At 58.8% G+C, this 22293-nt stretch carries 13 protein-coding genes; 3 read left to right on the top strand and 10 right to left on the bottom strand.

The annotated features are described in order from the left end of the window. Positions 1-8: 8 nt before the first annotated feature. Positions 9-1040, top strand: a complete 1032-nt coding sequence (gene yhjD, locus IAE27_RS15195) for an inner membrane protein YhjD (protein ID WP_004106689.1) — start codon at positions 9-11, stop codon at positions 1038-1040. A gap of 270 nt (positions 1041-1310) precedes the next feature. Further along, on the top strand, positions 1311-2639 hold the full coding sequence (locus IAE27_RS15190; RefSeq protein WP_049127686.1) for an MFS transporter: 1329 nt from the start codon (positions 1311-1313) through the stop codon (positions 2637-2639). A gap of 49 nt (positions 2640-2688) precedes the next feature. Here IAE27_RS15190 and IAE27_RS15185 read toward each other — a convergent pair whose 3' ends face one another. Further along, positions 2689-4740, bottom strand: coding sequence for an AsmA family protein (locus IAE27_RS15185; RefSeq protein WP_154022761.1), 2052 nt, complete (start codon positions 4738-4740; stop codon positions 2689-2691). A gap of 195 nt (positions 4741-4935) precedes the next feature. Here IAE27_RS15185 and IAE27_RS15180 point away from each other — a divergent pair, with 195 nt between their 5' ends. Then, positions 4936-5865, top strand: a complete 930-nt coding sequence (locus IAE27_RS15180) for a sugar kinase (RefSeq protein WP_004106695.1) — start codon at positions 4936-4938, stop codon at positions 5863-5865. A gap of 204 nt (positions 5866-6069) precedes the next feature. Here IAE27_RS15180 and IAE27_RS15175 read toward each other — a convergent pair whose 3' ends face one another. From IAE27_RS15175 to bcsR, 9 genes are all read right to left on the bottom strand, one after another. After that, a complete protein-coding gene (locus tag IAE27_RS15175) occupies positions 6070-7575 on the bottom strand; it encodes a M16 family metallopeptidase (RefSeq protein ID WP_200092620.1) in 1506 nt (501 codons plus the stop codon). Positions 7576-7794: 219 nt separating this feature from the next. Further along, positions 7795-9081: a dicarboxylate/amino acid:cation symporter gene (locus tag IAE27_RS15170; RefSeq protein WP_004106699.1), complete on the bottom strand. Its 1287-nt coding sequence runs from the start codon at positions 9079-9081 to the stop codon at positions 7795-7797. A 154-nt stretch (positions 9082-9235) separates the two neighbouring features. Beyond that, the gene (gene hmsP / locus IAE27_RS15165; protein WP_024274799.1) at positions 9236-11242 is read right to left on the bottom strand and encodes a biofilm formation regulator HmsP; all 2007 of its coding nucleotides are present in this window, start codon (positions 11240-11242) and stop codon (positions 9236-9238) included. A gap of 469 nt (positions 11243-11711) precedes the next feature. Beyond that, a complete protein-coding gene (gene bcsC, locus IAE27_RS15160) occupies positions 11712-15197 on the bottom strand; it encodes a cellulose synthase complex outer membrane protein BcsC (protein ID WP_200092617.1) in 3486 nt (1161 codons plus the stop codon). Further along, the gene (gene bcsZ, locus IAE27_RS15155; protein ID WP_070557361.1) at positions 15179-16285 is read right to left on the bottom strand and encodes a cellulose synthase complex periplasmic endoglucanase BcsZ; all 1107 of its coding nucleotides are present in this window, start codon (positions 16283-16285) and stop codon (positions 15179-15181) included. Before bcsZ ends, bcsC begins: the two co-directional genes overlap by 19 nt. Positions 16286-16291: 6 nt before the next feature. Further along, complete coding sequence (gene bcsB, locus IAE27_RS15150; protein WP_200092614.1) at positions 16292-18631, bottom strand: cellulose biosynthesis cyclic di-GMP-binding regulatory protein BcsB; 2340 nt, start codon at positions 18629-18631, stop codon at positions 16292-16294. Between the two features lie 10 nt (positions 18632-18641). Continuing rightward, positions 18642-21260: a UDP-forming cellulose synthase catalytic subunit gene (bcsA, locus tag IAE27_RS15145; RefSeq protein WP_200092611.1), complete on the bottom strand. Its 2619-nt coding sequence runs from the start codon at positions 21258-21260 to the stop codon at positions 18642-18644. Continuing rightward, positions 21257-21994: a cellulose biosynthesis protein BcsQ gene (gene bcsQ / locus IAE27_RS15140; RefSeq protein ID WP_049593691.1), complete on the bottom strand. Its 738-nt coding sequence runs from the start codon at positions 21992-21994 to the stop codon at positions 21257-21259. The genes bcsA and bcsQ overlap by 4 nt, the downstream gene beginning before the upstream one ends. Positions 21995-22005: 11 nt before the next feature. Beyond that, positions 22006-22194: a cellulose biosynthesis protein BcsR gene (gene bcsR, locus IAE27_RS15135; protein WP_004106713.1), complete on the bottom strand. Its 189-nt coding sequence runs from the start codon at positions 22192-22194 to the stop codon at positions 22006-22008. Between the last annotated feature and the right edge of the window lie 99 nt (positions 22195-22293).

Genomic DNA, 22293 nt, shown 5'->3' with positions numbered 1-22293 from the left:
AATAATTTATGACGCCGGAAAACGACGCCCAACGACCAGCCCAGGATCCGGGCCAGCAGCCGGATGAAAATAAAAGCGCCCTGGCTGCGATAAATGACTCCACCGTGGCGAAAAAAGCCAACCAGGCGCTAAAAAGCGTCACCGGAACGGCGGAAAAAGTCCAGCGTAACCCCATTATTGCGCACCTCATCCGCGCCGCAGAGCGTTTCAACGACAGGCTGGGCAATCAGTTTGGCGCGGCGATCACCTACTTCTCATTTTTATCGATGATCCCGATTCTGATGGTCTCTTTTGCGGCAGCCGGTTTTGTTCTGGCCTCGCATCCTACGCTGCTACAGGACATCTTCGATAAAATCCTGCTTAACGTCAGCGACCCGACGCTCGCGGCAACGCTGAAAAATACCATCAATACCGCCGTACAGCAGCGCACCACCGTCGGCATCGTCGGTCTGCTGGTGGCGCTCTATTCCGGTATTAACTGGATGGGCAACCTGCGTGAGGCGATTCGCGCCCAGTCCCGCGACGTCTGGGAACGTACGCCACAGGATCAGGAAAAAATTTGGGTGAAGTACTTTCGCGACTTTATCTCGCTAATCGGCCTGCTGGTGGCGCTGGTGATCACCTTGTCAATCACCTCCATCGCCGGGTCGGCTCAGCAGATGATTATCTCGGCGCTCTATCTGGACTACATCGAGTGGCTGAAACCGGCGTGGCGGCTTATTGGCCTGGCCATTTCCATCTTCGCCAACTATCTGCTCTTTTTCTGGATTTTCTGGCGACTCCCGCGCCACCGCCCGCGCCGTAGGGCGCTGATTCGCGGTACCCTGATTGCGGCGGTCGGCTTTGAGATAATCAAGATCGTCATGACCTGGACGCTACCGTCGCTGGTCAAGTCGCCGTCCGGGGCGGCATTCGGCTCGGTGCTGGGAATCATGGCCTTCTTCTATTTCTTCGCCCGCCTGACGCTTTTCTGCGCCGCGTGGATTGCGACCGCCGAGTATAAAGACGACCGCCGGATGCCGGGCAAAGCCCACGACTAAACCATCACTGGGCTGAATAAAAGACGCAAAATTCAGCCCAACCTGGCATTTCAGCAGATAAATCCAATATGTAACTTTTATTTAACCTAAACCTGGTTTTATCAACCATTATTTGAATTGTGTGAAGCATTTCATAGAACTTATTTTTCTGGCACAGAAATTATTCACTTTTTGCCTGTTTTTTAGCCTCCCCGTCCCCTTGTTACAGATTGAAATGTCCCCAAGGCTGTGGCTATATGGCCTTTCGTTCGCAAAAAATAAGAAAGATCTATGCAAGCCACAGCCACAACCACAACACTCGACAATGCTCAGGAAACCGTTCCGGTTAACTCACGCAACAAGGTCGTCGTCGCTTCGCTCATTGGCACCGCCATCGAGTTCTTCGACTTCTATATCTATGCCACCGCGGCGGTCATTGTATTTCCGCATATTTTCTTCCCGCAGGGCGATCCCGCCGCCGCGACGCTACAATCGCTGGCGACCTTCGCCATCGCGTTTATTGCCCGCCCTATCGGTTCTGCGGTATTCGGCCATTTCGGCGACCGCGTAGGCCGTAAAGCGACCCTCGTGGCCTCGCTGCTGACGATGGGGATCTCAACCGTAGTTATCGGCCTGCTGCCCGGCTATGAAACCATTGGCATTATGGCGCCGGTGCTGCTGGCGCTGGCCCGCTTTGGCCAGGGGCTGGGCCTTGGCGGCGAATGGGGCGGCGCGGCGCTGCTGGCGACGGAAAACGCCCCGCCGCGCAAGCGCGCGCTGTATGGCTCATTCCCGCAGCTGGGCGCGCCTATCGGCTTCTTCTTCGCTAACGGCACCTTCCTGCTGCTCTCCTGGCTGCTGACCGACCAGCAGTTTATGGAATGGGGCTGGCGTATGCCGTTTATCTTCTCCGCCGTGCTGGTCATTATCGGCCTGTACGTCCGCGTTTCACTGCACGAGTCGCCGGTGTTCGCAAAGGTAGCCGCCGCGAAGAAACAGGTCAAAATCCCGCTGGGCACCCTGCTGACAAAACACGTACGCGTCACCGTTCTCGGCACCTTTATCATGCTGGCGACCTACACGCTGTTTTACATCATGACCGTCTACTCCATGACCTTCAGTACCGCCGCCGCGCCGATTGGTCTCGGCTTGCCGCGCAACGAAGTGCTGTGGATGCTGATGATGGCGGTCATTGGTTTTGGCGTGATGGTGCCGGTGGCGGGCCTGCTGGCGGATGCCTTTGGCCGTCGTAAGAGCATGGTCGTGATCACGACTCTCATCATCCTCTTCGCGCTGTTTGCCTTTAAACCGCTGCTCGGCTCCGGCAATCCGCTGCTGGTCTTTGCCTTCCTGCTGATTGGCCTGAGCCTGATGGGGCTGACCTTTGGCCCTATGGGCGCGCTGCTGCCGGAGCTATTCCCGACCGAAGTTCGCTACACCGGCGCCTCGTTCTCCTACAACGTCTCGTCGATCCTCGGGGCATCCGTAGCGCCGTATATCGCCGCATGGCTGCAGGGCAACTACGGTCTGCCCGCGGTTGGGCTCTACCTCGCCGCCATGGCGGCGCTGACGATGATCGCGCTGCTGCTGACTCACGAAACGCGTCATCAATCGCTGTAACTCTCCGTCCACTCCCCCGGCCATCCGGCCAGGGGAGTCTTCTTCCCGACTATTTTTTCATCTGCGACAAGATTGCCCGACACTGGTTCGCCTCGCCTTCGGCAGGTGATATCAGCGCCAGCAGCGCTGCTGCCGGCGTCACCAGCGTCGCCAGCGCTGCCGCTACCGCGCCGCGGGCAATCAGCGGCCCCGCCTTCACGCCCGCATTCGGCGACTTAAAGCTGCCGCGAACATACAGCGGGGAGCGCAGGGTGATAATACGAAAGCCCTTACTCTCCGGATCGATAGTGAGGTCCAGCTGCTCCGACGCAAAGCTGGCGGTCCCGGTCACGTTGATCAGCGCGTTTTCGGTATCAAACGCGAACACCTGCGGCCGGGCGACGCCGTTGACCACGTCGATATTCGCCGCCGCGCAGTTCACCCGCACCTCATCATCGCCAAAGATCTGGCCGATAATAAAGTTACCGACGTTCAGGCCGAGGATCTCCATCAGGTTACGGCTAATCAGCCCGTCGTTCATCAGCAGCTTCAGGTTACCGTTACTGTTGCCCAGCAGCGCGGCGACGGAGTTACCGGTGCCGCGAAGCTGAACATCGCCGTTCATTTCGCCGAGCGTTTTCTGCATCATCTCCACGTTTGGCATCAGCGCTTTGAGCTTCAGGCGGCGCGCCTGTAGGTTGGCCGTCCCCTGCAGCGGTTTTTTATCCCCTTCAAGATGAATGCTGCCGGCGAGGGTACCGTTAACCAGCCCCAGACGCAGCGGCTGCAGGCGCAGGTCGCCTCGCTGCAGGATGATGTGCGTAGAAAGGTCGCTGATGGGTAGCGTGCTGCCGTGCTCAATCCGCCGTCCTTTGAAGCGCACATCGGCATCCATTACCTGCCACTTGTCGGTTTCAAAGCGGTCATACGGCAACACTTTTCCGGCTGGCTGCGGAGAAGCTTCACCTTTACGCCGTTCAGTCTGGCTGCCTTTACCGCCGGAATCGACGCCAATCAGCGGCCCCAGATCCGCCAGCCGTAGCTGCCTGGACTCCAGATCGCCCTCCAGCTTAGGCCGGGGTTTACCGGTGGTGTAGGTCAGCGACCCGTGGATATCGCTCTCGCCAATACGGCCATTGAAATCCTGATAGGCGAAGCGTGAACCGTTTTTCTCCTTAAAGGTGGCGCGCAGATGGCCGTCGGTAGAGAAAGTCGGCGTATCCGGCAGCAGTACGCCGGTCAGATCGTAGAGATCGCCCAGCGAATCACCGGAAAACTTGAGGCGCAGATCGACGCCGCCGAGATTGAGCGGATCGCTCACCGTGCCGGTAAAAGCGACCCGGGTATTGCCGGAACGAAAATCCCCCTGCAGCGGGAACGGCGTCCCTTCGCTGCGCAACGCCAGCATGCCGCCGATTTTGCCGTTACCGGAGAGCGGCTGCCCGTTGTAGCTCCCTTTCGCCTGCAGGCCGAAGACGTAATCGCCCACTTTCTGCGACGCTCCTTTCCCTTTTTCGCCGGTCACTTCACTAAACGCCAGCGGCTTACCGAGCGGATCAACCACGATCGTCACGTCGGCGCGCGATACCTTGTCATCGATAGCAATCTTGCCGCGATCGAAAAGAATATTGTCGAGTCGGAAAGACCAACTGGAAGGCGCCGCGTCTTTCTCAGACGCTCCCGCCGAAGCCAGGTCGAAAGTCCAGTTGTTGGTCTTCTCCGACAGTCGAATCAATCGCGCGTCCGGCTGTTCAAGCTTAATCCACGGTAGATAGACCGTTTTGCTGAGCAGCGCCAGCGGGGCGAGGGTCGCCTCAACGCGCGGCAGGTGAACCATGGTGACCTGCGGGATGTCAGGCGGGTTGCCGAGGATAATATCTTCGGCATGCACGTGCGGCCAGGGTATCCAGCTTCGCCAGCCTCTTTCGCCGGGCTGGCGCTCCCACACGACGCCCAGATCGCCGCGAATCGCAAACGGACGGTTCAACTCGGCCGACACTTTCTGATTAATCGTCGGCTTCAGGCGATTCCAGTCAAAGGTCGCCACCACAATAAAAAACAGAACGATCAGTACGACTATCGTTCCAAGGATAATAGCCACGGTTTTACGGGTTCTGGTCATCCCTTCTGCACTCCTTTTGCGTCTCGTCAGTCATGAATATAGTTGAGAAACGTCAGGTGCTCTGCCAAATGCGCTTTTCGTCACATAATCCGCGTCAGGTCAAAAAAATAATGGAACGTTGTTTTAATATCATTGACCATAAAAGCGGCCCAGCGCACACTAGGGTTAATATTGATTTAATTTCAGGTCATCACTATGTCTAAGAAAATTGCCGTCATTGGCGAATGCATGATTGAGCTGTCAGAGAAAGGCGCGGCGGTAAATCGCGGCTTTGGCGGCGACACCTTAAACACTTCCGTCTACATTGCCCGCCAGACCGACGCCAGCGAGCTGGGCGTACACTATGTTACCGCCCTGGGCACGGACACCTTCAGCCAGCAGATGCTCGAATCCTGGCAGAGTGAGAATGTCCAGACGGACCTGATTCAGCGCATGGCCGACCGTTTACCGGGCCTCTACTACATCGAAACTGACGATACCGGCGAGCGTACGTTTTACTACTGGCGTAATGAAGCCGCAGCGAAGTTCTGGCTGGAGAGCGAGCAGTCTGCGGCCATCTGCGAAGAGCTGGCGACCTATGATTATCTTTACCTCAGCGGCATCAGCCTGGCAATCCTGAGCCCGACAAGCCGCGAGAAGCTGCTGACCCTGCTGCGGGAATGCCGGGCAAACGGCGGTAAAGTTATCTTTGATAACAACTATCGTCCGCGCCTGTGGAGCAGTAAAGAAGAGACGCAGCAGGTTTACCAGCAGATGCTGGCCTGCACCGACATTGCGTTCCTGACCCTTGATGACGAAGACGCGCTGTGGGGCGAGAAGCCAGTGGCAGAGGTGATTGCCCGCACTCACGCCGCTGGCGTTGAAGAAGTGGTGGTGAAGCGCGGCGCCGACTCCTGCCTGGTAGCGATTGCCGGACAGCCGCAGCTGGAAGTCCCGGCCGTTAAGCTGGCAAAAGAGAAAGTCGTTGATACCACGGCAGCGGGCGATTCATTCAGCGCCGGCTATCTGGCCGTGCGCCTGACCGGCGGCGATGCCGAATCGGCGGCAAAACGCGGCCACCTGACCGCCAGCACGGTGATTCAGTATCGCGGTGCGATTATCCCGCGCGAGGCGATGCCGCAGTAATTTCGATGGAGTTACGCCCGCCGGCGAGAATCCCGGCTTGCGCTGCGCTTAGCCGGGCTACGGGTTTACCGTCATCTGCGGGCCGGTAGACCGGAGAAGGCGCGCCAGCGCCGCCTCCGGGAAAATCACCGGGCCAATCCCGAGCAATAGTTAAAACAGATAAGCCATAAACCTCACCGGATAGCCACGCTATCCGGTTTTGCTTTACTGCGCAGGCGGGATATCCGTCGCTTCGCTACGTCCTTGCGCAACATCACCGGCGCTGTTCGACGCCGCGGCGGCCGCTGGCGCTGACGCCATCAGCTTTTCCCACGTCGCCTGCAGGTCCTTCATGTTGTACTCCGGTTCGCCCTGCGGCTGCTGCAACACCAGCGCCATATCCTGTGAAAGCTGCTGACGCAGGTACTGATTCAGCATGTCAACCGTCAGCGAATTGAGGAACTCCTGACGCAGCTTCTGATACTGCTCGGGAGCGATATCCACCACCTGATTTTGCAACGAACGCATCCGCTGGCTAATCAGAAGATAGGTATCCGTGCGGGCATAGGTGGCAAACAGCTTCTGCAGTTCAAGGTTTTTCTGCGCAATCAGGGCATCAAATTCATCCTGCGGCAGACCGTTATCGCGCACTTTCGCCAGCTCGCGCGCCACGGTCGTTAAGTTGGCGTTCAGCCGCTCGCCCGGCGATTCGATATTGATCGCGCACTGGGCGCGCTGGTAAAGCACGCGGCAGTCAAAGCCCAGGCCGATATCCTTGATGTTACTTTTGCTCAGATTCTGCTGAACGTGCCAGAACAGCGCTTCTCTGGCGAGGTCATCTCGCCAGTAGCGCTGCAGCGCGACCGAGTCACGAATCGGCTGCCACGGCGCATCCCACATCAGCGACAGCTTATCCTGGCGCACTGCATCGGTCATGATGCTGACCGGCGTCGTCGGCAGCGGCGACAGGGTAGGAACCGCCACCGGCGTTTCGCGCTTGCCCTTCAGGCCGCCGAAAGTTTTGTTAATTTGCTCCGCGACGCTGCGGCTATCGACGTTGCCGACCACAATCAGGGTCATGGCATCCGGCGTGTACCACTTGTGGTAATAGTCTTTAAGCTGAGCAATATCCACCGGCTGCTTCAGCGCCGCCGCCGGATCATGCCCCAGCATGGTGGAGCCTTTCAGCCGATAACGCCACCAGCCCTCTTTAGTATCCGCAGGCCAGGTGACCACCATATCTTCGCCCTGCAGCGCATGGTTGACCGCTTCCGGAGTGATCGACATTTTACCGCTGGCGCTCGCCAGCCAGCTCAGCGCCTCTTTCAGCAGGTCGTTACGGTTATTCGGTAAGCTCAGGTTAAACAAACTGTAGTCATAAGAGACGATGGCGGGCGGCAGAGGACGTTTCGGGTCAATACTCTGCTGCCATAGCGAACGGGCCTGCATGGTCGGGAGGCCACCGTTTTGCGTCAGCGCGAGGCGCGGGATAAAGTGGCTAAAGCCGCTCTGCTGAGTGCTTTCGCTCAGCGAGCCAATATTCACGGACAGGCGAACTTCGATACGATCGCTGGGACGCTGCGGAGTGGCTAAAACCTGCCACTGAAACCCGTTTGCCAGAGTGCCCTGTTGCCAGGCCGGGTCCGGCTGGAGCGCTTCTGCCTGCACATAACCGACCGTCGCCAACATCAGCAAACCACCGGTTAAGAGTCGAATTTTTGTGCCCTGCATGTGAACCCCTGATGAACAATCCTGGTTACAACAGCGGCCCACGGGAGGGCCGCCGAAAAAATGGTGAGTTAAGTACGTCGGTTAGACCACACGGAGACGAAAATGTCGCATGTTGACGTGAAATAATCATAAGGGTCACCGCCGCGCATGCGGCAGCGACCCCTAATTATGCGCAGGAGCCCATAGTCCAGCAAGGGACTATGGACCTAACAGATGGATTTATGAGGATAATTCGTGCGATTTGTCTACCGGCGTACGGTTATTCAGCACATCATCGAGCTGCTGTGAGTCCAGCTCTTTAACCCATTTCGCGACCACAATAGTCGCTACGCCGTTACCCACCAGGTTGGTCAGCGCGCGCGCCTCGGACATAAAGCGGTCAATGCCAAGGATTAACGCCAGACCGGCGACCGGCAAATGACCGACGGCGGAGATGGTCGCCGCCAGGACGATAAAGCCGCTGCCCGTCACGCCCGCCGCGCCTTTCGAGGAGAGCAGCAGCACCACCAGCAGGGTAATCTGATGGAAAATATCCATATGGCTGTTTGTCGCCTGGGCGATAAACACCGCCGCCATCGTCAGGTAGATTGAGGTGCCATCGAGGTTAAAGGAGTACCCCGTCGGGATCACCAGCCCCACCACCGATTTACGGCAGCCCAGCTTCTCCATCTTATCAAGCATCCGCGGCAGCGCCGACTCGGACGAAGAGGTTCCCAGGACGATCAGCAGCTCTTCGCGGATATAGCGGATGAACTTAAAGATGCTGAAGCCGGTGGCTTTGGCGATCGAGCCCAGTACCACCACGACAAACAGGATACAGGTGATGTAGAAGCAGACGATCAGCTGACCAAGCTGCACCAGCGTACCGACGCCGTATTTCCCGATGGTAAAGGCCATGGCCCCGAATGCGCCAATCGGCGCCAGGCGCATGATCATATTGATGATGCCGAATATAACCTGCGAGAAGCTTTCGATAACGTTAAAAATCAGCTGGCCTTTGCTGCCCAGACGATGCAGCGCAAAACCGAACAGCACGGCAAACATCAGCACCTGCAGAATGTTGCCACTCGCGAACGCGCCAATCACGCTGCCGGGGATAATATCGAGCAGGAACGCCACGATACCCTGATCTTTCGCCTGTTCGGCATAAACCGCCACGGCCTTCGCATCAAGGGTGGCCGGGTCAACGTTCATACCCGCGCCGGGCTGCACCACGTTAACAATGATCAGACCGATGATCAGCGCGATGGTGCTCACGACTTCAAAATAGAGCAGCGCCACCGCCCCGGTGCGGCCGACGGCCTTCATGCTCTCCATCCCGGCAATCCCCGTCACAACGGTACAGAAGATAACCGGGGCAATAATCATTTTAATCAGCTTAACGAAGGCATCGCCGAGGGGTTTCATCTGCGCACCCAGCTCCGGGTAAAAATGGCCCAGCAGAATACCGATCGCTATGGCCGATAAAACCTGGACATAGAGGCTTTTAAAGAAAGAGATTTTCATAGGGTGTCCTTTGGATATAACCACAGACTGTGAGGGGGTATTGCGTCTGTGGCTTAAAAATAACACCCATGAAACATTTCAGAAATAACGAGTGATGAAATTGCAATGCAATTGTTAATTTATTTGAACTGACTCGCATAAGCTAACAATGTTGTTACAAACTTGCATCCTCAACAACAGCCGGTAAAAAGCGGGCCTTAAAAGCCTCAGGCGGCATGGCGCAGCCAAAAAGATAACCTTGCACCGTCTCGACACCCGCCTCCTGCAGCCAGCGATACTGCTTATCGGTTTCAACGCCCTCCGCGACGATGTGCAGATTCAGCCCCCGCGCCAGCTGGATAATCGCGGGCACCATGCTGATGTCATCAGGTAGCATATCGATAAAGACTTTATCGATTTTCAGGATATCCACCGGCAGCGATTTAATATGCTGCAGTTGACGCAGCCCGGCGTAGCCCATACCAAAGTCGTCCAGCGCGATCCGCACGCCCGCTTCACGCAGCGGACGCAGCAGGGAAATCATGGCCTGCGGGTCGTCTATTCGACGGCTTTCGGTGACTTCGAGGATCAGCGTGCCCGGCGCGATACGATAGCGCGCGAGCAGCGCCAGCATCTCCGCGCCGCGATCGTGATGCAGCAGCTGTAGCTGCGACACGTTGACCGATAGCGGCAACATGATCCCCTGATTTTGCCAGGCGGCAAGCTGTCGGCAGGCCTCTTCCATCACCCAGTAGCCGACCGGGACGATCAGCCCGCAGGCTTCGATACGCTCAATCAGATCGCCAGGCAGCGACCAGCTCCCGTCAGCCTGACGCTGACGCAGCAGCGCTTCTGCACCGCAGACCTCGCCGCTGATAGTATCCACCTGCGGCTGCAGCCAGATGGCAAACTGCTGATTATCAAGCGCCGTTAAAATATCGTGCTCCTCCATCAGGCGGCGCTGCGCTTTTTCCATCTGTTCCGGATCGAAGAACTCAATCTGATTTTTACCTTTACGCCGCGCGGTAACGGCGGCGGAAAACGCCCGGCGATAGAGCTGTTCGCCGTTAATTTCGCCGTTAAACATCGCAATGCCGACGCTGGCGCAGGGGCGCAGCTGGATGCCGTGCAGGGGTAAACGTTCGCTTAAGACAGTAAGTACTTGCTTACTTAACGTCACCGCCTGCCAGGGCTCGGTAATTCCGTGGGCCAGAATCGCAAAGTCGTAGCCGCTCACCTGGGCCAGGACCATCTGCGTCGGGATAACCGCCCGCAGCTTTTCAACGAGCGTCAACAGCAGCATTTCGCGCTGCGTCTCTTTGAGTACGCCAGCGGTATCCTGCAGCGTTTCGCAGGCGACAATCAGCAGCGCAGACGCCTGCCCACGGGCGACGGTTTGCTCCAGCATCGCCATCAAAAAGGCTTTATTTGGCAGCTCGGATACCGGGAAACGGGTCGATTGCAAAGAGAGTTCATCGTGCAGGCGCAGCAGAGTCTGCTGGTTACGGTTATAGCTGCGCACCAGCATGCCGATTTCATCGTCATGATGTAAGCGCGGTATAGAAAGCTGATGGCCAAGACGCTCCTGCTGCGGGACATCATTCAGCTCGCGGGCGATTTTACGCAGCGGTCGTACCATCAGACGGTTGATGCACCAGGTGATGGCTACCGTCAGCATCAGCACCAAAAGTAAGTAAGCAGTCACTAATGTTGCCAGGGCGCTCATCACGAATTTATACATGCGATATGAATCGGCTTGCAGCACCAGATAGGCCAGCGGCTGTGGGTTAGCGGGCCGCTCAAGGGAGTAGATAGGCAGCGAAATCTGCACCGGCAGTTCAAACATGCGGGTGATGGTTACCGGCACCGGACGCTCGGGGATAAAGCGCATCCGCAGCGCCTGGAACTGATTAGGCAGGACAACATCCGCCCGGCTGACGATGCCAGCAGGCTGAATGCGGCTCAGAATGGCTTCCGCCTCCGGGATATCGGCTTTCAGAATAGCCGCTGACAGCGGTTCGCGAACGGAACGCGCAATGCTCTCTAACTGCGTGGCCGTGGTATAGCGACTCTGCTGAACAAAATGGAACAGCAAAATAGAACAGAAGACGAGTACAAACGCCATGGACACGCTCGCGACCATTGCCATCTGTTTAATTGTAAGTGAACGGCTGACGCGCAACGGGGTTCTCCACTGAAACTGAACGCATACCCGGTTTAGATCCATCATCTCCGGTCGTTTTCAGGCTGATTATATACTCAAATTGTTCGCTCACGCCCGCAAGGCGCGAAGCAATGCCATCGGGAGGCTTTCCCGGCGGCGGCACGGACCTGTAAGCATAGCGCGACCCGGGGACAATTCCCGGGCGGCGGCTGACGCCTTACCCGGGCTACAAAACGACAAAACCGTCCGGGGGACAAGTTCACCACCGCCATCGGGTCGGTAGCCCGGACAAGGTGCCTCTGGCACCGCCTCCGGGATACAGCGCGCAATGCAGCTTCGCTAGCTCTCCCCAGTGGCGCCGCGCTTACCGGAGCTAAAGGTTCACAATCGCCACCGGAGGGGAAATCGGGCTGTATGGCCGGAGGCAACGAGTATACGCGAAGAGCGCCGTGGAGTGACGCCCTGTCGCATAATTCAGCCTAATCTGCTACCAGTCGGCGTAAGGGACCAGCGGTTGCGGCGGCATATCCATATCGCCCTGCCAGCCGGAAGCCGAATAGCGGACGTACAGCAGCGCATGGCTCGGGGTATAATCCTTCGCCTGCTGAATATCCACCGCCGCCCCGACAAACCAGTTGCTGGTTACCCGTCGTTCAATCAGCGCCCGCGCGGTATAGCCGACGCCAGAGCTGCTGCTGCCTTCTTCCGTAAGCTGGCTGGCATCATGACGATACTGAGAGGGGATCAAATTGAGCAGCGGATAGCGCGCCTCGGTTTTGGTCCGCGAGTGGGACCACGACACCGAGCCCCCCAGCTCCCATGACCAGTTCTCCGTCCGCTGACGCCAGGTCACAGGTACCGAGAAGGAGACATATTCCTGCGGACTGTAATATCCCCCCTGACCCAGGGTATAGCCGCTCAGGTCTTTATCGTAGTGCCAGAGCATATTGTTCAGGCCGACGGTGACCCGGCGGTTATCTTCGTTGATCGCTTTATAGTAGTAGCCGGTCATCCAGCGCACGCGCCAGTTGTCGGCAACGTTTTTCCCGGTCAGCTGGTCGACGCCCAACGAAGACCAGACCCCGTTGGCCTCGCCTTTATCGTAGCTCAGACTCACACCGCCGCCGTCGGCGCGCACCCCGCCCCAGGTCTTGCCAGTATGGCCGCCGTTAGGGTTATCTTTCTGCCCGCCGAAGGCCAACAGCGAGCTGGAGATGGGTCGCCGATGAAGATTAACGGTGTAACCCAGCGGGCCAACGTCGCTGCTGTAGCTCAGGCCGCCCACCACATCAACGACGTTAAAGCCCATCGGCGTGGTGCCGATATCGCCGCTCCAGGTCTCGTTCTGCCAGCCCACCGCTACGCTGGCGCCGCTGTCGCTCTGATGTTTGCTGCCGCCGGTACAGGCGATTTCGCCGCAGGTGCCCCAGCTCGGCGCATAGCTGCCGTCGCTATTGGTAGAAAAACTCCCGGCATCCATATTAACCAGATCGGTACGGAAGAACATTCGCCCGTCGGCCAGCGGGGCATCTACGTGTAACATGGTGGTATGCGCTTTCAGATCGGAATAGCCGCCGGTACCGCTGGAGCCCCAGTAATCATGCTCGAGGGTGACGTTAAGATCCTGCTGGCGATAAAGATCGGCGGCATCGCTGCGGATCCCGCGCTTGAGCCAGTCATCGCTGCTGTCGTTACGCGTTAAGCGCGTAAAGGTGTCGTTATCCTGCGGGCGCTCGCGAGTAACCCCGGAGGCCACCATGGCGTCCTTATAACCTTCCAGCGCCTGCTGCGGCTCGCCGTTCTGCGCCTGGAAACGCGCGGCGTCGCGCAGCACCAGCGCGCTTTCCATCGACGGCGGCTGCGCTTTTGCCTGGGGCACGATGCGGGCGAAGGTTTGCTGCGCCTGAACGCGATCGCCCAGACCGGCCTGCGCGAGGGCAATACGCCGCTGCATATTGATAGAATCGATGTCTTCGCCCTTGAGCTGCGCCACCTGAGCGCGGGCAGCATTCTTATCGCCGTCGGCAAGATACACTTCCGCGAGTCCCAGACGCGCATCGCCGTTATCCGGCTGCTGGCCAAGCACCCGCTGATATTCCGCTATCGCCGTCTGGCTGTCGCCGCGCTGCTGCGCCCAGTCCGCCAGCGTGAGCGCGTAGCGCACCGACGTCGGTTGCTGTTTAATCAGCGCGATAGCCTGGGCCTCCTGGCCGCTATCGCGCAGCTGGTTTGCCTGCCGCAAGATCCTGTCGCTTTGCAGACGCGCCTCCAGCTCGCGAATATTGTCCGTCCACTGCCCTTGAGGCAGGGTGTTTATCTGCGCCAGCGCCATCTCATCCTGATTGTTACCGGATAAATAGAGGCCGTAGGCGTAAACCCGATCAGCATCGCCAGGCTGGCGGTTGACCATCGCGCGCATCAGCGCGTCAGCCTCGCTGCGGCTGCCCGCGCTGACCAGATCCCGCGCCAGGCGGTAGGTTATCCACACACTATCCGGATCCAGCGCCAGCCGACGGCGCTGCACTTCCGCCGCCTGCGCCCAGTTCCCCTGGCTCTCCAGCGCTTCGGCCTGTTTCTCCAGGCGTTCGTTCGTCAGGCTACGTTCAATATCATCAATGCTGCGCCGCTGGGCCGGCGACAGGCTGGCGATATACGCGCTAGCTTTTTCCGGCGATTCGCCGCGATACAGATTCGCCAGACCGCGTACCGCCAGGCTATTGCCGCGATCCATTCGCAGCGCGCGCTGGTAGTAACGCTCCGCCGCGGCGTTTTCTTTACGCGCCGCCGCCACGTCACCCAGCCCCAGCACCGCATAGCTATCGGTAGTGTCTATCCGCTGCGCCTGAGCGTAAGCATTTTGCGCCTGCGCCAGCTGGCCGCTTTTCAGAGCGCTATCGCCCTGCTTGATCAGCAGCCAGTAGCGGTTAGTCTTGAGCAGGCTGTCCCACTTATCGCGGCTCGGGCTATCCGGGGCCATTTTGATAGCTTTACTCAACTGAGCAACCGCCCGCGCCCGATCGCCGCGCTGGGAGTACGCCTGCCCCAATGCGCCAACCGCGTCGCTGTCTTTGGCATCCGCCCGGACAGCCTGTTGTAAATCGGCCACGGCCACCGAACCTTTCCCGGCCTTCACCGCCGCCAGCCCCTCCGCGCGATCGCGGAACGTCGGATCTTTGAGCTGGGTCTGCTGCTGATCGAGCAGAACGCGGGCATTTGCCGAGGTGGAACCGGTGGGGAATTGCGCGATAAACCGCTGTAGCGCCTGTACGCTGGCCCGGCTCACCGGCATGCTTTTCACTTCGTTAAACCAGATGTCTGCTGCGATGCCACGACCCGCCGCCGAGCGCGACATCTGTTCAAGATACGCAAATCCCTCTTCCGGCTTATTATCGCCAAACATCTGTTTCGCCAGCGCCGTTTGCAGCTGGACGTTGCCCGGTAAGCGGGCGTTGAGTTTTTTCAGCTGACTGATGCCTTCGTTATGTCGGGCGGGCAGGCGCGCCACCAGCGTCCAGTACTCAATCGCCGCCTCATCATCATCCGGGACGCCGTTAAACAACTTCTCGTAAGCGGCGATGGCCTCGTCAACTTTCCCGGCCACGCCCAGCAGGCGCGCCTGCTGCAGCTCCTGGCGGCCATCGCCGGTGCTGCTTTTCATCTCGTCGCGCGAAGCTTTCAGCTCCGCCGATTCCGGCGCCAGCTTCGCCAGACGCGCCAGCTGCTTCTGCGCCCCGGCCGTATCGCCCTGGCGGAGAAGATAGCGCACTCGCGCGGCGACAACGTCCGGATTGTTCGGATCGATCAATTCCAGGCGGTAGAGCGACTGACGCACCAAATCCTCTCGTTTGCTGGCCTCGCCGAGGCGCACCTGCTCCAGCAGATGCTCCTGAACGGGCGTGTTCACGGCGTGAGCCAGCGGCATCAGCGCGACGCTTAGGGAGAGCGTGAATAAGCTTAATGAGAACTTGTGCATTCCTGGTTCCAGTCAGGCCGTAATTCGCCACCGGCAGTGAAGCGAAAACGGTGTTGATCCCATCCCTGGCCGAAAAGGGTCAGGACCGTGCTGTAGTAAGCATCCGCGCCGGGATAGTGGTCGGCGACGCGCTGCCGCTGAATGGCCCGGGCATCTTCATTCTGCAAGAAAGGCAGTAGCGCCGCGGAGAAGCCCACCGGACCGTTGCCGGTGGTTTTACCGGTCGCAACGTTGGTTTTTTCCGGCGGCACACCCTGCACTACCGTCCGGGCCGCCATCGGTTTAAAGCGCGTCAGCAGGCGGGCTTTTTGCTTATCGCCGTCATCGAGCATACCGGCCCACAGATAGACGCGAATGGCGTCATAGCTGCCGATAATGGGTTTCTCCGCCTTCAACTGCCAGCCTTTGCCTTTTTCGTAACGGACCCAGTCAGGCGAAAAGCCTTTCGGCGCGGTCTCCAGCAGCAGGCGCAGATTGCCGTCGCGTATCTTTGGCCAGGGAGCGCCAAACGCCGCAAAGTAGGTCGCCAGCTGCGGCGGCAGATAGCTGGGATTAAAACGCCAGCCGCCGTCATCGACGAAGCCGACTCTCCCCGGCAAAATCATCGGCCCCAGCCCCGGTACGGTAGCCACTTCTTCATCAGCAATACGCGCCAGCAGCGCTTTGCCGACTTCCGTATACTGGGGCGTTTCCCACAGTCGTCCGGCCTCCAGCAGCGCCCAGGCTATCCACAGGTCGGAATCCGAGGCGGAGTTGTTATCGAGCACCGTCCATTCGTCATCGCTCTTTTTCCCCCACAGCCATCCCGGCAGATGCGCGCGCAGATCGCCCTCGGCAAGGTTGTTTTGCGTCCACTCGAACAGCTTGCGGAAGCCTTCGCGGTCGTTGGCCGCCAGGGCAAAGAACAGCCCGTAGCTTTGTCCTTCCGAGGTGGTGATTTTTCGTGAATCGCTGGGGTCGATAACCCGCCCTTCGGCGCTGACGTACTCTTGTTTAAACTGCTCCCAGGCCGGCCACCGGCAGGCGGCGCTCGCCTGCGCCGCCGCCAGCATGCATATCGACAACACCACTGCACGTACCGCGTTCATCAGCAACTACTCATCATCAAGGTGGAGGCGACGGCGGCTGATAATACGCAGCATGCGCCACAGCACCCACGCCAGTAGTACGATGCTTAATGCCGCCAGCACCGCCAGCAGTACCGGGTGGCTGGAGAGCGCAAACCAGATGCGTTCGAACCACGGCAGATGCCCGATATAGTAAACATCACCTACCCGCAGGCTGTTGACGCCCGACTCGCGAATCACCGAGACGGAGCCAAACATCGCCGCGCGTTTACCGCTATCGTTAAGCGCCTGGGTGAGCAATTCGTTACCGCGAGGGCTATCGGCCAGCAGCGCCACGACGCTGCGCTGATCGTTGTAAGGCGACTGGAAGCCGATTATCGCCGCCATCGGCCCGGATGACGTGATATCAGTGCGGGTATTCGGCGTTCTGGCTTCGGTATCGGGGTAGATGCTCGCCAGGTCGTAATGGCGCATCGGCATTTTCACCCAGCTTTTGGTCGCTTCAACCAGCAGGTTAATTTTCGTTTCGTCCTTCAGCGCCTGCGGAATAGAGCCAATCAGCAGCAGGTCGGCGTCTTTGTCCTTAATCTGGCTGCCGTCATCGGTCATGCGCAGGTTAATCGCCGCCAGGCCGGTTTGCGCGCCGATGCCGCCGGCCGTTTCCAGCAGCGTGGCCACCTGACCCTCGGTCGGCGCTTTCGGCACCACGATTAAGGTATCGGAGAGATCGGCCATCCGGCTGTAGGGGAAGCCCGCGTTAGCAAACACGCGCAGATCCGGCATGGCCATAAAGTGATAGTACTTCGAGAAGTCGATGGTCGAGTCGTCCCCAATCACCACATGATTCTGCACCGGCTGGAAGGTAATACAGTTATCGATAGAGCCGCCGGGCATCGGGTTCATATACTGAAAATCGAAGCGCAGCTGGTTCATTGCCCCAAGGCGCAGCGCCGGGATTGTCACTTCCGTTTTGCCATCCAGCAGCCCCTGCAGCACCGGCAGACGCAGAATCAGCTTATTCACATCCTGCGAACTGTTGAGGCTGAAAGACTGTAAGAACTGATCGTTCAGGCTGATATCCATGCGCGAGCTGTCCTTGATCGGCGGCATGGTGTAGCGATAGTTCAGGTTCATATCGATGCCGTTGGCGCGCAGCAGGTAGAGATCCGGCGGCAGGTTCAGCGCGACGTTAATGGAATCCGGCACCAGGCCGCTGGATTGCAGCTGCTGTTCGTAGGTTTTCAGCTCGGCAAAGGTCACCGCGCGATCGGTGCGCACCCAGTTTGGCGCATCGTACGGTTTACGCGCCTGCAGCTGTTTGACATCGTCAACCGTCACGCTGCTGCCGCGGAACAGAATATTGCCCTGCGCTATCCCCTTCGCCGCCTGCAGCAGGTCTTTGTCATCTCGCCCAAAGACCACCAGCAGCTTAACGTACGGATTATCCGGATGGTCGATCATTTCAATAGTCGGCGCGTTAACCGGTGGATGCTCGCGCAGGAAGTCCGGGCGCTTATCGTTGGTCGCAAAAACAACGGCGTTGCGGTCCGGCAGCGCGTTGAACTGCACCGGGAACTGCTGGCCGCGCCAGCCCGCCTTGCTGCCGAACCAGGAGGCAACGATCGCCGCCGCCTGCTGCTGCAGAACACCCGGCGAGGAGGCAAAGACCATCGGTAGCGTCAGCTGGCGGTTATCACGCGAATCGTAGAACGGCACAGGAAAATGCGAAAGATCGTTGCGCACGTTCAGCGACTGATAGGTTAAATCCAGATAGCTTTCGCGACCGACATCCAGCCACAGGGTACTGCTGGCCGGGTTTTCACAGACGTCGCGATAGTGGCCGACGAACTCAAGGCGCACGCGGTTAAAGTCGGTGATATAGAGCGGATCGATTGGGATCTGCGCGCTGACTTTTTTGCCCAACTGCTCTTTGGTGACCGGCAAAACGCCCATAAGCTCATCATTAAGATAAACCTTCAGCTGCGACTGCACCGGCAGCAGTGACGGAGAGGGGGTGTAGTCGAGATTAAGCAACGCTTTCGCCACCACCTCATCGCTGCGCATGCCGAACTCGACCGAACCCTCGGGGCGCGCGCCGCGCAGTACCATGCTGCCGGGAGGCGGAGCGATTTTGGCGAAGGTCAGCTTCACGTCGCGGCTCGGGGCGTTATCGAGCACCACCACCGGTGCCGCCGGATCGGCAAGGGTCGCCGTTGGCTGGCCGTCCGCTACCGTACCGGCAATACCGGGCACGGTTGTCGTCTGCGCCGCTGCCGTTGCCGCCGTCGGTTCCGCATACGACGCGAAGGAGGACCAGCCGCCAATGCCCACCGCTACTGCACAAATCAAAGAGAGTTTTCTGTTCATCGCATTATCATCATTGTTGAGCCATCGCCGGTTCTGCCGAGAGTGTCGCCGCAGCGCGTTCCGGACGGCGCGGAATAAACGAAACAAACCAGGCCACCAGCATGGTGAGCGAGCGGAAAATAACCTTCACCGACGGCGGGGAGAACTCCGCCAGGTGACGATATCCACGGAACCCCAGCTTCAGGATGTCCAGCAGGCTTTCCATCGGCTTATCTTCCGGGAAGCTATCCTGCCAAAGCGCCCACGTATCTGCGCGGGCAAACGTACACTGCACAAAATCAATATGTTGTTGATTGCTTAGCGGCAGCAGCTGTAGCCCAACCTCACTGCCGTTGACCCGCGCGACCCGCACCGGGAAGGCATACTCCTGCTGCCCGCGTTTCAGCAGCAGCTTAACGTGCTGGCTTTCCAGCACCTGCGCCTCGCCGTGAATTCTGACGCCGAGGCCGCCGCCGGAGTAATCATGGACGGTACAGGAGAACAGGTGCCCGTCCTCGCGGGCAATCGCCGCCGGCATCGACATCTCCACGCGATGCGAGCGCCGCACCTGCTTGCTTTCAACCGATACCGCCACCGCGCCGCCGAGAATAATCAGGTTATAGAACACCCAGATAATGCTGACCCAGACGGTCAAAATTTCGTTTTCCGGGCCGTACATAAAGCGCCAGATACCCACGCCAACGCCGACCAGATTCAGCAGCACGAGGTAGATATAGGGACGCGAGATCACCCAGTCGACGTACTCGTCCTCCACCAGGCCGCCTTTTGCCGTCACGTTGAATTTGCCCTTATGCGGGTTAATCAACGCGACAACGGTCGGCGGCGCGATATACCACGCCAGTACCGTTTCATAGATCTCACTCCAGAAAGAGTGGCGGTATTTACCCTGAATCTTCGAGTTAGTCAGGCTGGCGTGAATCATATGCGGTAGCACGAACAGGGCGATCATCAGCGCCGGCGCATAGATGATATAGGCGTGGAGGAGCAGAAACGCCAGCGGCGCGGTCAGGAAGATCAGCCGCGGAATACCGGACAGGAAGTGCAGCATCGCGTTGACGTAGCAGATGCGCTGCGCCAGCTTCAGCCCTTTACCAAACAACGGGTTATCAAGGCGGAATATCTGCACCATCCCGCGCGCCCAGCGGATGCGCTGGCCGATATGCGCCGACAGGCTCTCCGTCGCCAGGCCGGCCGCCTGCGGAATACGCATATAGGCCGAAGTGTGCCCGCGACGATGCAGGCGCAAAGAGGTGTGGGCGTCTTCGGTGACCGTTTCCACGGCAATGCCGCCGATTTCATCCAGCGGGCCGCGGCGGATCACCGCACAGGAGCCGCAGAAGAAGGTGGCATCCCACATGTCGTTGCCGTCCTGCACCAGGCCATAAAACAACGTGCCTTCGTTCGGCGTTTTGCGAAAACGCCCCAGGTTACGTTCAAACGGGTCCGGAGAGAAGAAGTGGTGCGGCGTCTGCATCATCGCCAGCTCTTTCTCCTTCAGGAACCAGCCCATGGTCATCTGCAGGAACGAGCGGGTCGGCACGTGGTCGCAGTCGAAAATCGACACAAACTCGCCTTTGGCGTACTTCAGCGCATTGTTGATATTCCCGGCTTTCGCGTGTTCGTGCGTGGTGCGCGCGATGTAATGCACGCCAACGTCTTTGGCGAACTGGCGGAACTCTTCGCGCCCGCCGTCATCGAGGATCCAGATATTAAGCTTGTCCTTCGGCCAGTCGATCCCCTGCGAGGCGTAAATGGTGTTTTTCACCACGTTGAGATCTTCGTTATAAGTCGGCACGAAGATATCGACCGTCGGCCATTGCGCCATATCTTCCGGCAGCGGAACCGGCTGACGGTTCAGCGGCCAGACGACCTGGAAATAGCCCAGCACCAGCACCACCCAGGCGTAGGTTTCAGCGAACAGCAGGATTATCCCGCACACCAGGCTTACGGGGTCGTCCCAGTTTAGCGTCGAGGTGTAGCGCCACCAGATATAGCGGCACGAGACCGTCAGCGAAAGCACGATCAGCATCAGCGCCGAGAAGCGCCCGGGGATGCGCCGTACCAGCAGCGCCACGCCCCACAGCAGCAGCAGAAAAATAAACTGCGAGAGCGGATTAAACGGCTGGGTAATACAGAGTAGCGCCAGGATCAGCGAGAAAAAGGTTATCGTGCCAAGGAGAAGCCGCCGCACTTTTGGATGCAGATGCCCCAGCTCCTTATGCTTATCCAGATGACCGGTGCGGGCGTTGACCTTTTCCGGTAGCTTTTCCAGCCACTGCGCATAGCGCCCCTGCACGCCTTCCAGCGCCGCCAGCGAACGCCAGTTGATCTTTTTATCCGGCTCCGGCACCCGCGTCACCAGCAGCCACAGGGCTTGCAGCAGATAGCGAATCGGGTCCAGCGGGCGCGGTCGATGCGGATTAATATGCGGAAAAAACTCGCCATGACGTTCGCGAATTGCCTGCCAGCGCGGGGTTTCCAGCGGCATCAACGCCCATGCCAGAGATGCCCACAAGCAGCCCAGCGCGGCCGCCAGCCGCGACGCGCCGTGCTGGCGATAATCGCGATAGCGTTCGCTCAACCGCTCTCCAACCGGCGGCGCCAGCAGTAGCGTACTCAGGCGAATCATTCCGCGCCCCTTCCGGCGTAGTGCAGCAGGCACCAGTTGGCCAGCGTCAGTATCTCTTCCGCCGCCAGCGAGTCCTGGCGGTATTCGCCGAGCGGTTGCTTCGCCGCCAGACACTCCGCCATCGCTTCATCACGATGAATAGTCACCGGCAGAATGCGGCGCTGGCTCTCCAGCCACAGCTGATAGAGATCCTCCTGCAGCTGGCTGCCGACGCGCAGATCGTTAATCAAAATGTCGCTATTGACCGGCAGCGCCTGCTGATGCAGGCGAATATGGCTGTTGCCGTCCGGATGCACCACGACCAGCGTGCGATCGCAGACGTCAATCAGGGAGCGGGTCAGCGGTGAGAACCCGTCCGGCAGATCAATCAGAAGCCAGCGGTGATCGCCCTGCTGATGGAGCTTCTGCACCATCCCGGCCATCGGGGCCAGCGTCGTCTGAAGCTGGTCAATATTCTCGCGCTCGCCCGGCGTTAGCTGGCCAAAGGGCAGCAGATCGATATGCGAGGTGTAGCGCAGCCCGGCGTCTCGCCAGTCGTTCCCGTCGATGAGGGCGCGCGCCCAGCCCGCTTTGTGGCGGTAATCGACGTTGAAAAAGAAGCGCAGCATGTTATCCGGGCTGGCGTCCACCACCAGCACGGTTTCCCCGAGTAATTGCAGCGCCCAGGCCAGCGCAGCGGTGATCGACGTGGTGCCGGTGCCGCCGCGCACGCCTTGTAATCCCAGAATAGCCATCGATGGCTTCCTTACTTTTTCTCTGCTAATTCAGCCAGTAGCGGCCAGCGTTTCAGCGCCGCGGTTAACTGCTCGCGTCGGGAAATATCATGATAATCAATATCAGGCAGGGAAAATGCCCGGCTTAACGCCAGGAAATCATTTTGAAACGTATAGCCCAAAGTCGCATCGGTGGGTACAGCAGGCTCTTTTGCTGGCATTTCTCTGTCCGTTGGAAAAATTAATAAATTATACCGAGAGGCGTTCGTTCATCCTTAAAATAGGTTTACATGCTAAAACTGATGTCCTTTAATTTCAAT

The sequence above is a fragment of the Klebsiella sp. S69 genome (assembly GCF_016516145.1).
In the GTDB taxonomy this organism is placed as follows: domain Bacteria; phylum Pseudomonadota; class Gammaproteobacteria; order Enterobacterales; family Enterobacteriaceae; genus Klebsiella; species Klebsiella oxytoca.
The sequence above is the reverse complement of the archived record's forward strand: the minus strand, read 5'-3'. Positions and strand labels throughout refer to the sequence as shown.

Excerpts from the sequence above, each read along its gene's own strand:
- yhjD (WP_004106689.1), top strand. The coding sequence starts at position 9 with ATGACGCCGGAAAACGACGCCCAACGACCAGCCCAGGATCCGGGCCAG.
- IAE27_RS15190 (WP_049127686.1), top strand. The coding sequence starts at position 1,311 with ATGCAAGCCACAGCCACAACCACAACACTCGACAATGCTCAGGAAACC.
- IAE27_RS15185 (WP_154022761.1), bottom strand. The coding sequence starts at position 4,740 with ATGACCAGAACCCGTAAAACCGTGGCTATTATCCTTGGAACGATAGTC.
- IAE27_RS15180 (WP_004106695.1), top strand. The coding sequence starts at position 4,936 with ATGTCTAAGAAAATTGCCGTCATTGGCGAATGCATGATTGAGCTGTCA.
- IAE27_RS15175 (WP_200092620.1), bottom strand. The coding sequence starts at position 7,575 with ATGCAGGGCACAAAAATTCGACTCTTAACCGGTGGTTTGCTGATGTTG.
- IAE27_RS15170 (WP_004106699.1), bottom strand. The coding sequence starts at position 9,081 with ATGAAAATCTCTTTCTTTAAAAGCCTCTATGTCCAGGTTTTATCGGCC.
- bcsC (WP_200092617.1), bottom strand. The coding sequence starts at position 15,197 with ATGCACAAGTTCTCATTAAGCTTATTCACGCTCTCCCTAAGCGTCGCG.
- bcsZ (WP_070557361.1), bottom strand. The coding sequence starts at position 16,285 with ATGAACGCGGTACGTGCAGTGGTGTTGTCGATATGCATGCTGGCGGCG.
- bcsB (WP_200092614.1), bottom strand. The coding sequence starts at position 18,631 with ATGAACAGAAAACTCTCTTTGATTTGTGCAGTAGCGGTGGGCATTGGC.
- bcsA (WP_200092611.1), bottom strand. The coding sequence starts at position 21,260 with ATGATTCGCCTGAGTACGCTACTGCTGGCGCCGCCGGTTGGAGAGCGG.
- bcsQ (WP_049593691.1), bottom strand. The coding sequence starts at position 21,994 with ATGGCTATTCTGGGATTACAAGGCGTGCGCGGCGGCACCGGCACCACG.
- bcsR (WP_004106713.1), bottom strand. The coding sequence starts at position 22,194 with ATGCCAGCAAAAGAGCCTGCTGTACCCACCGATGCGACTTTGGGCTAT.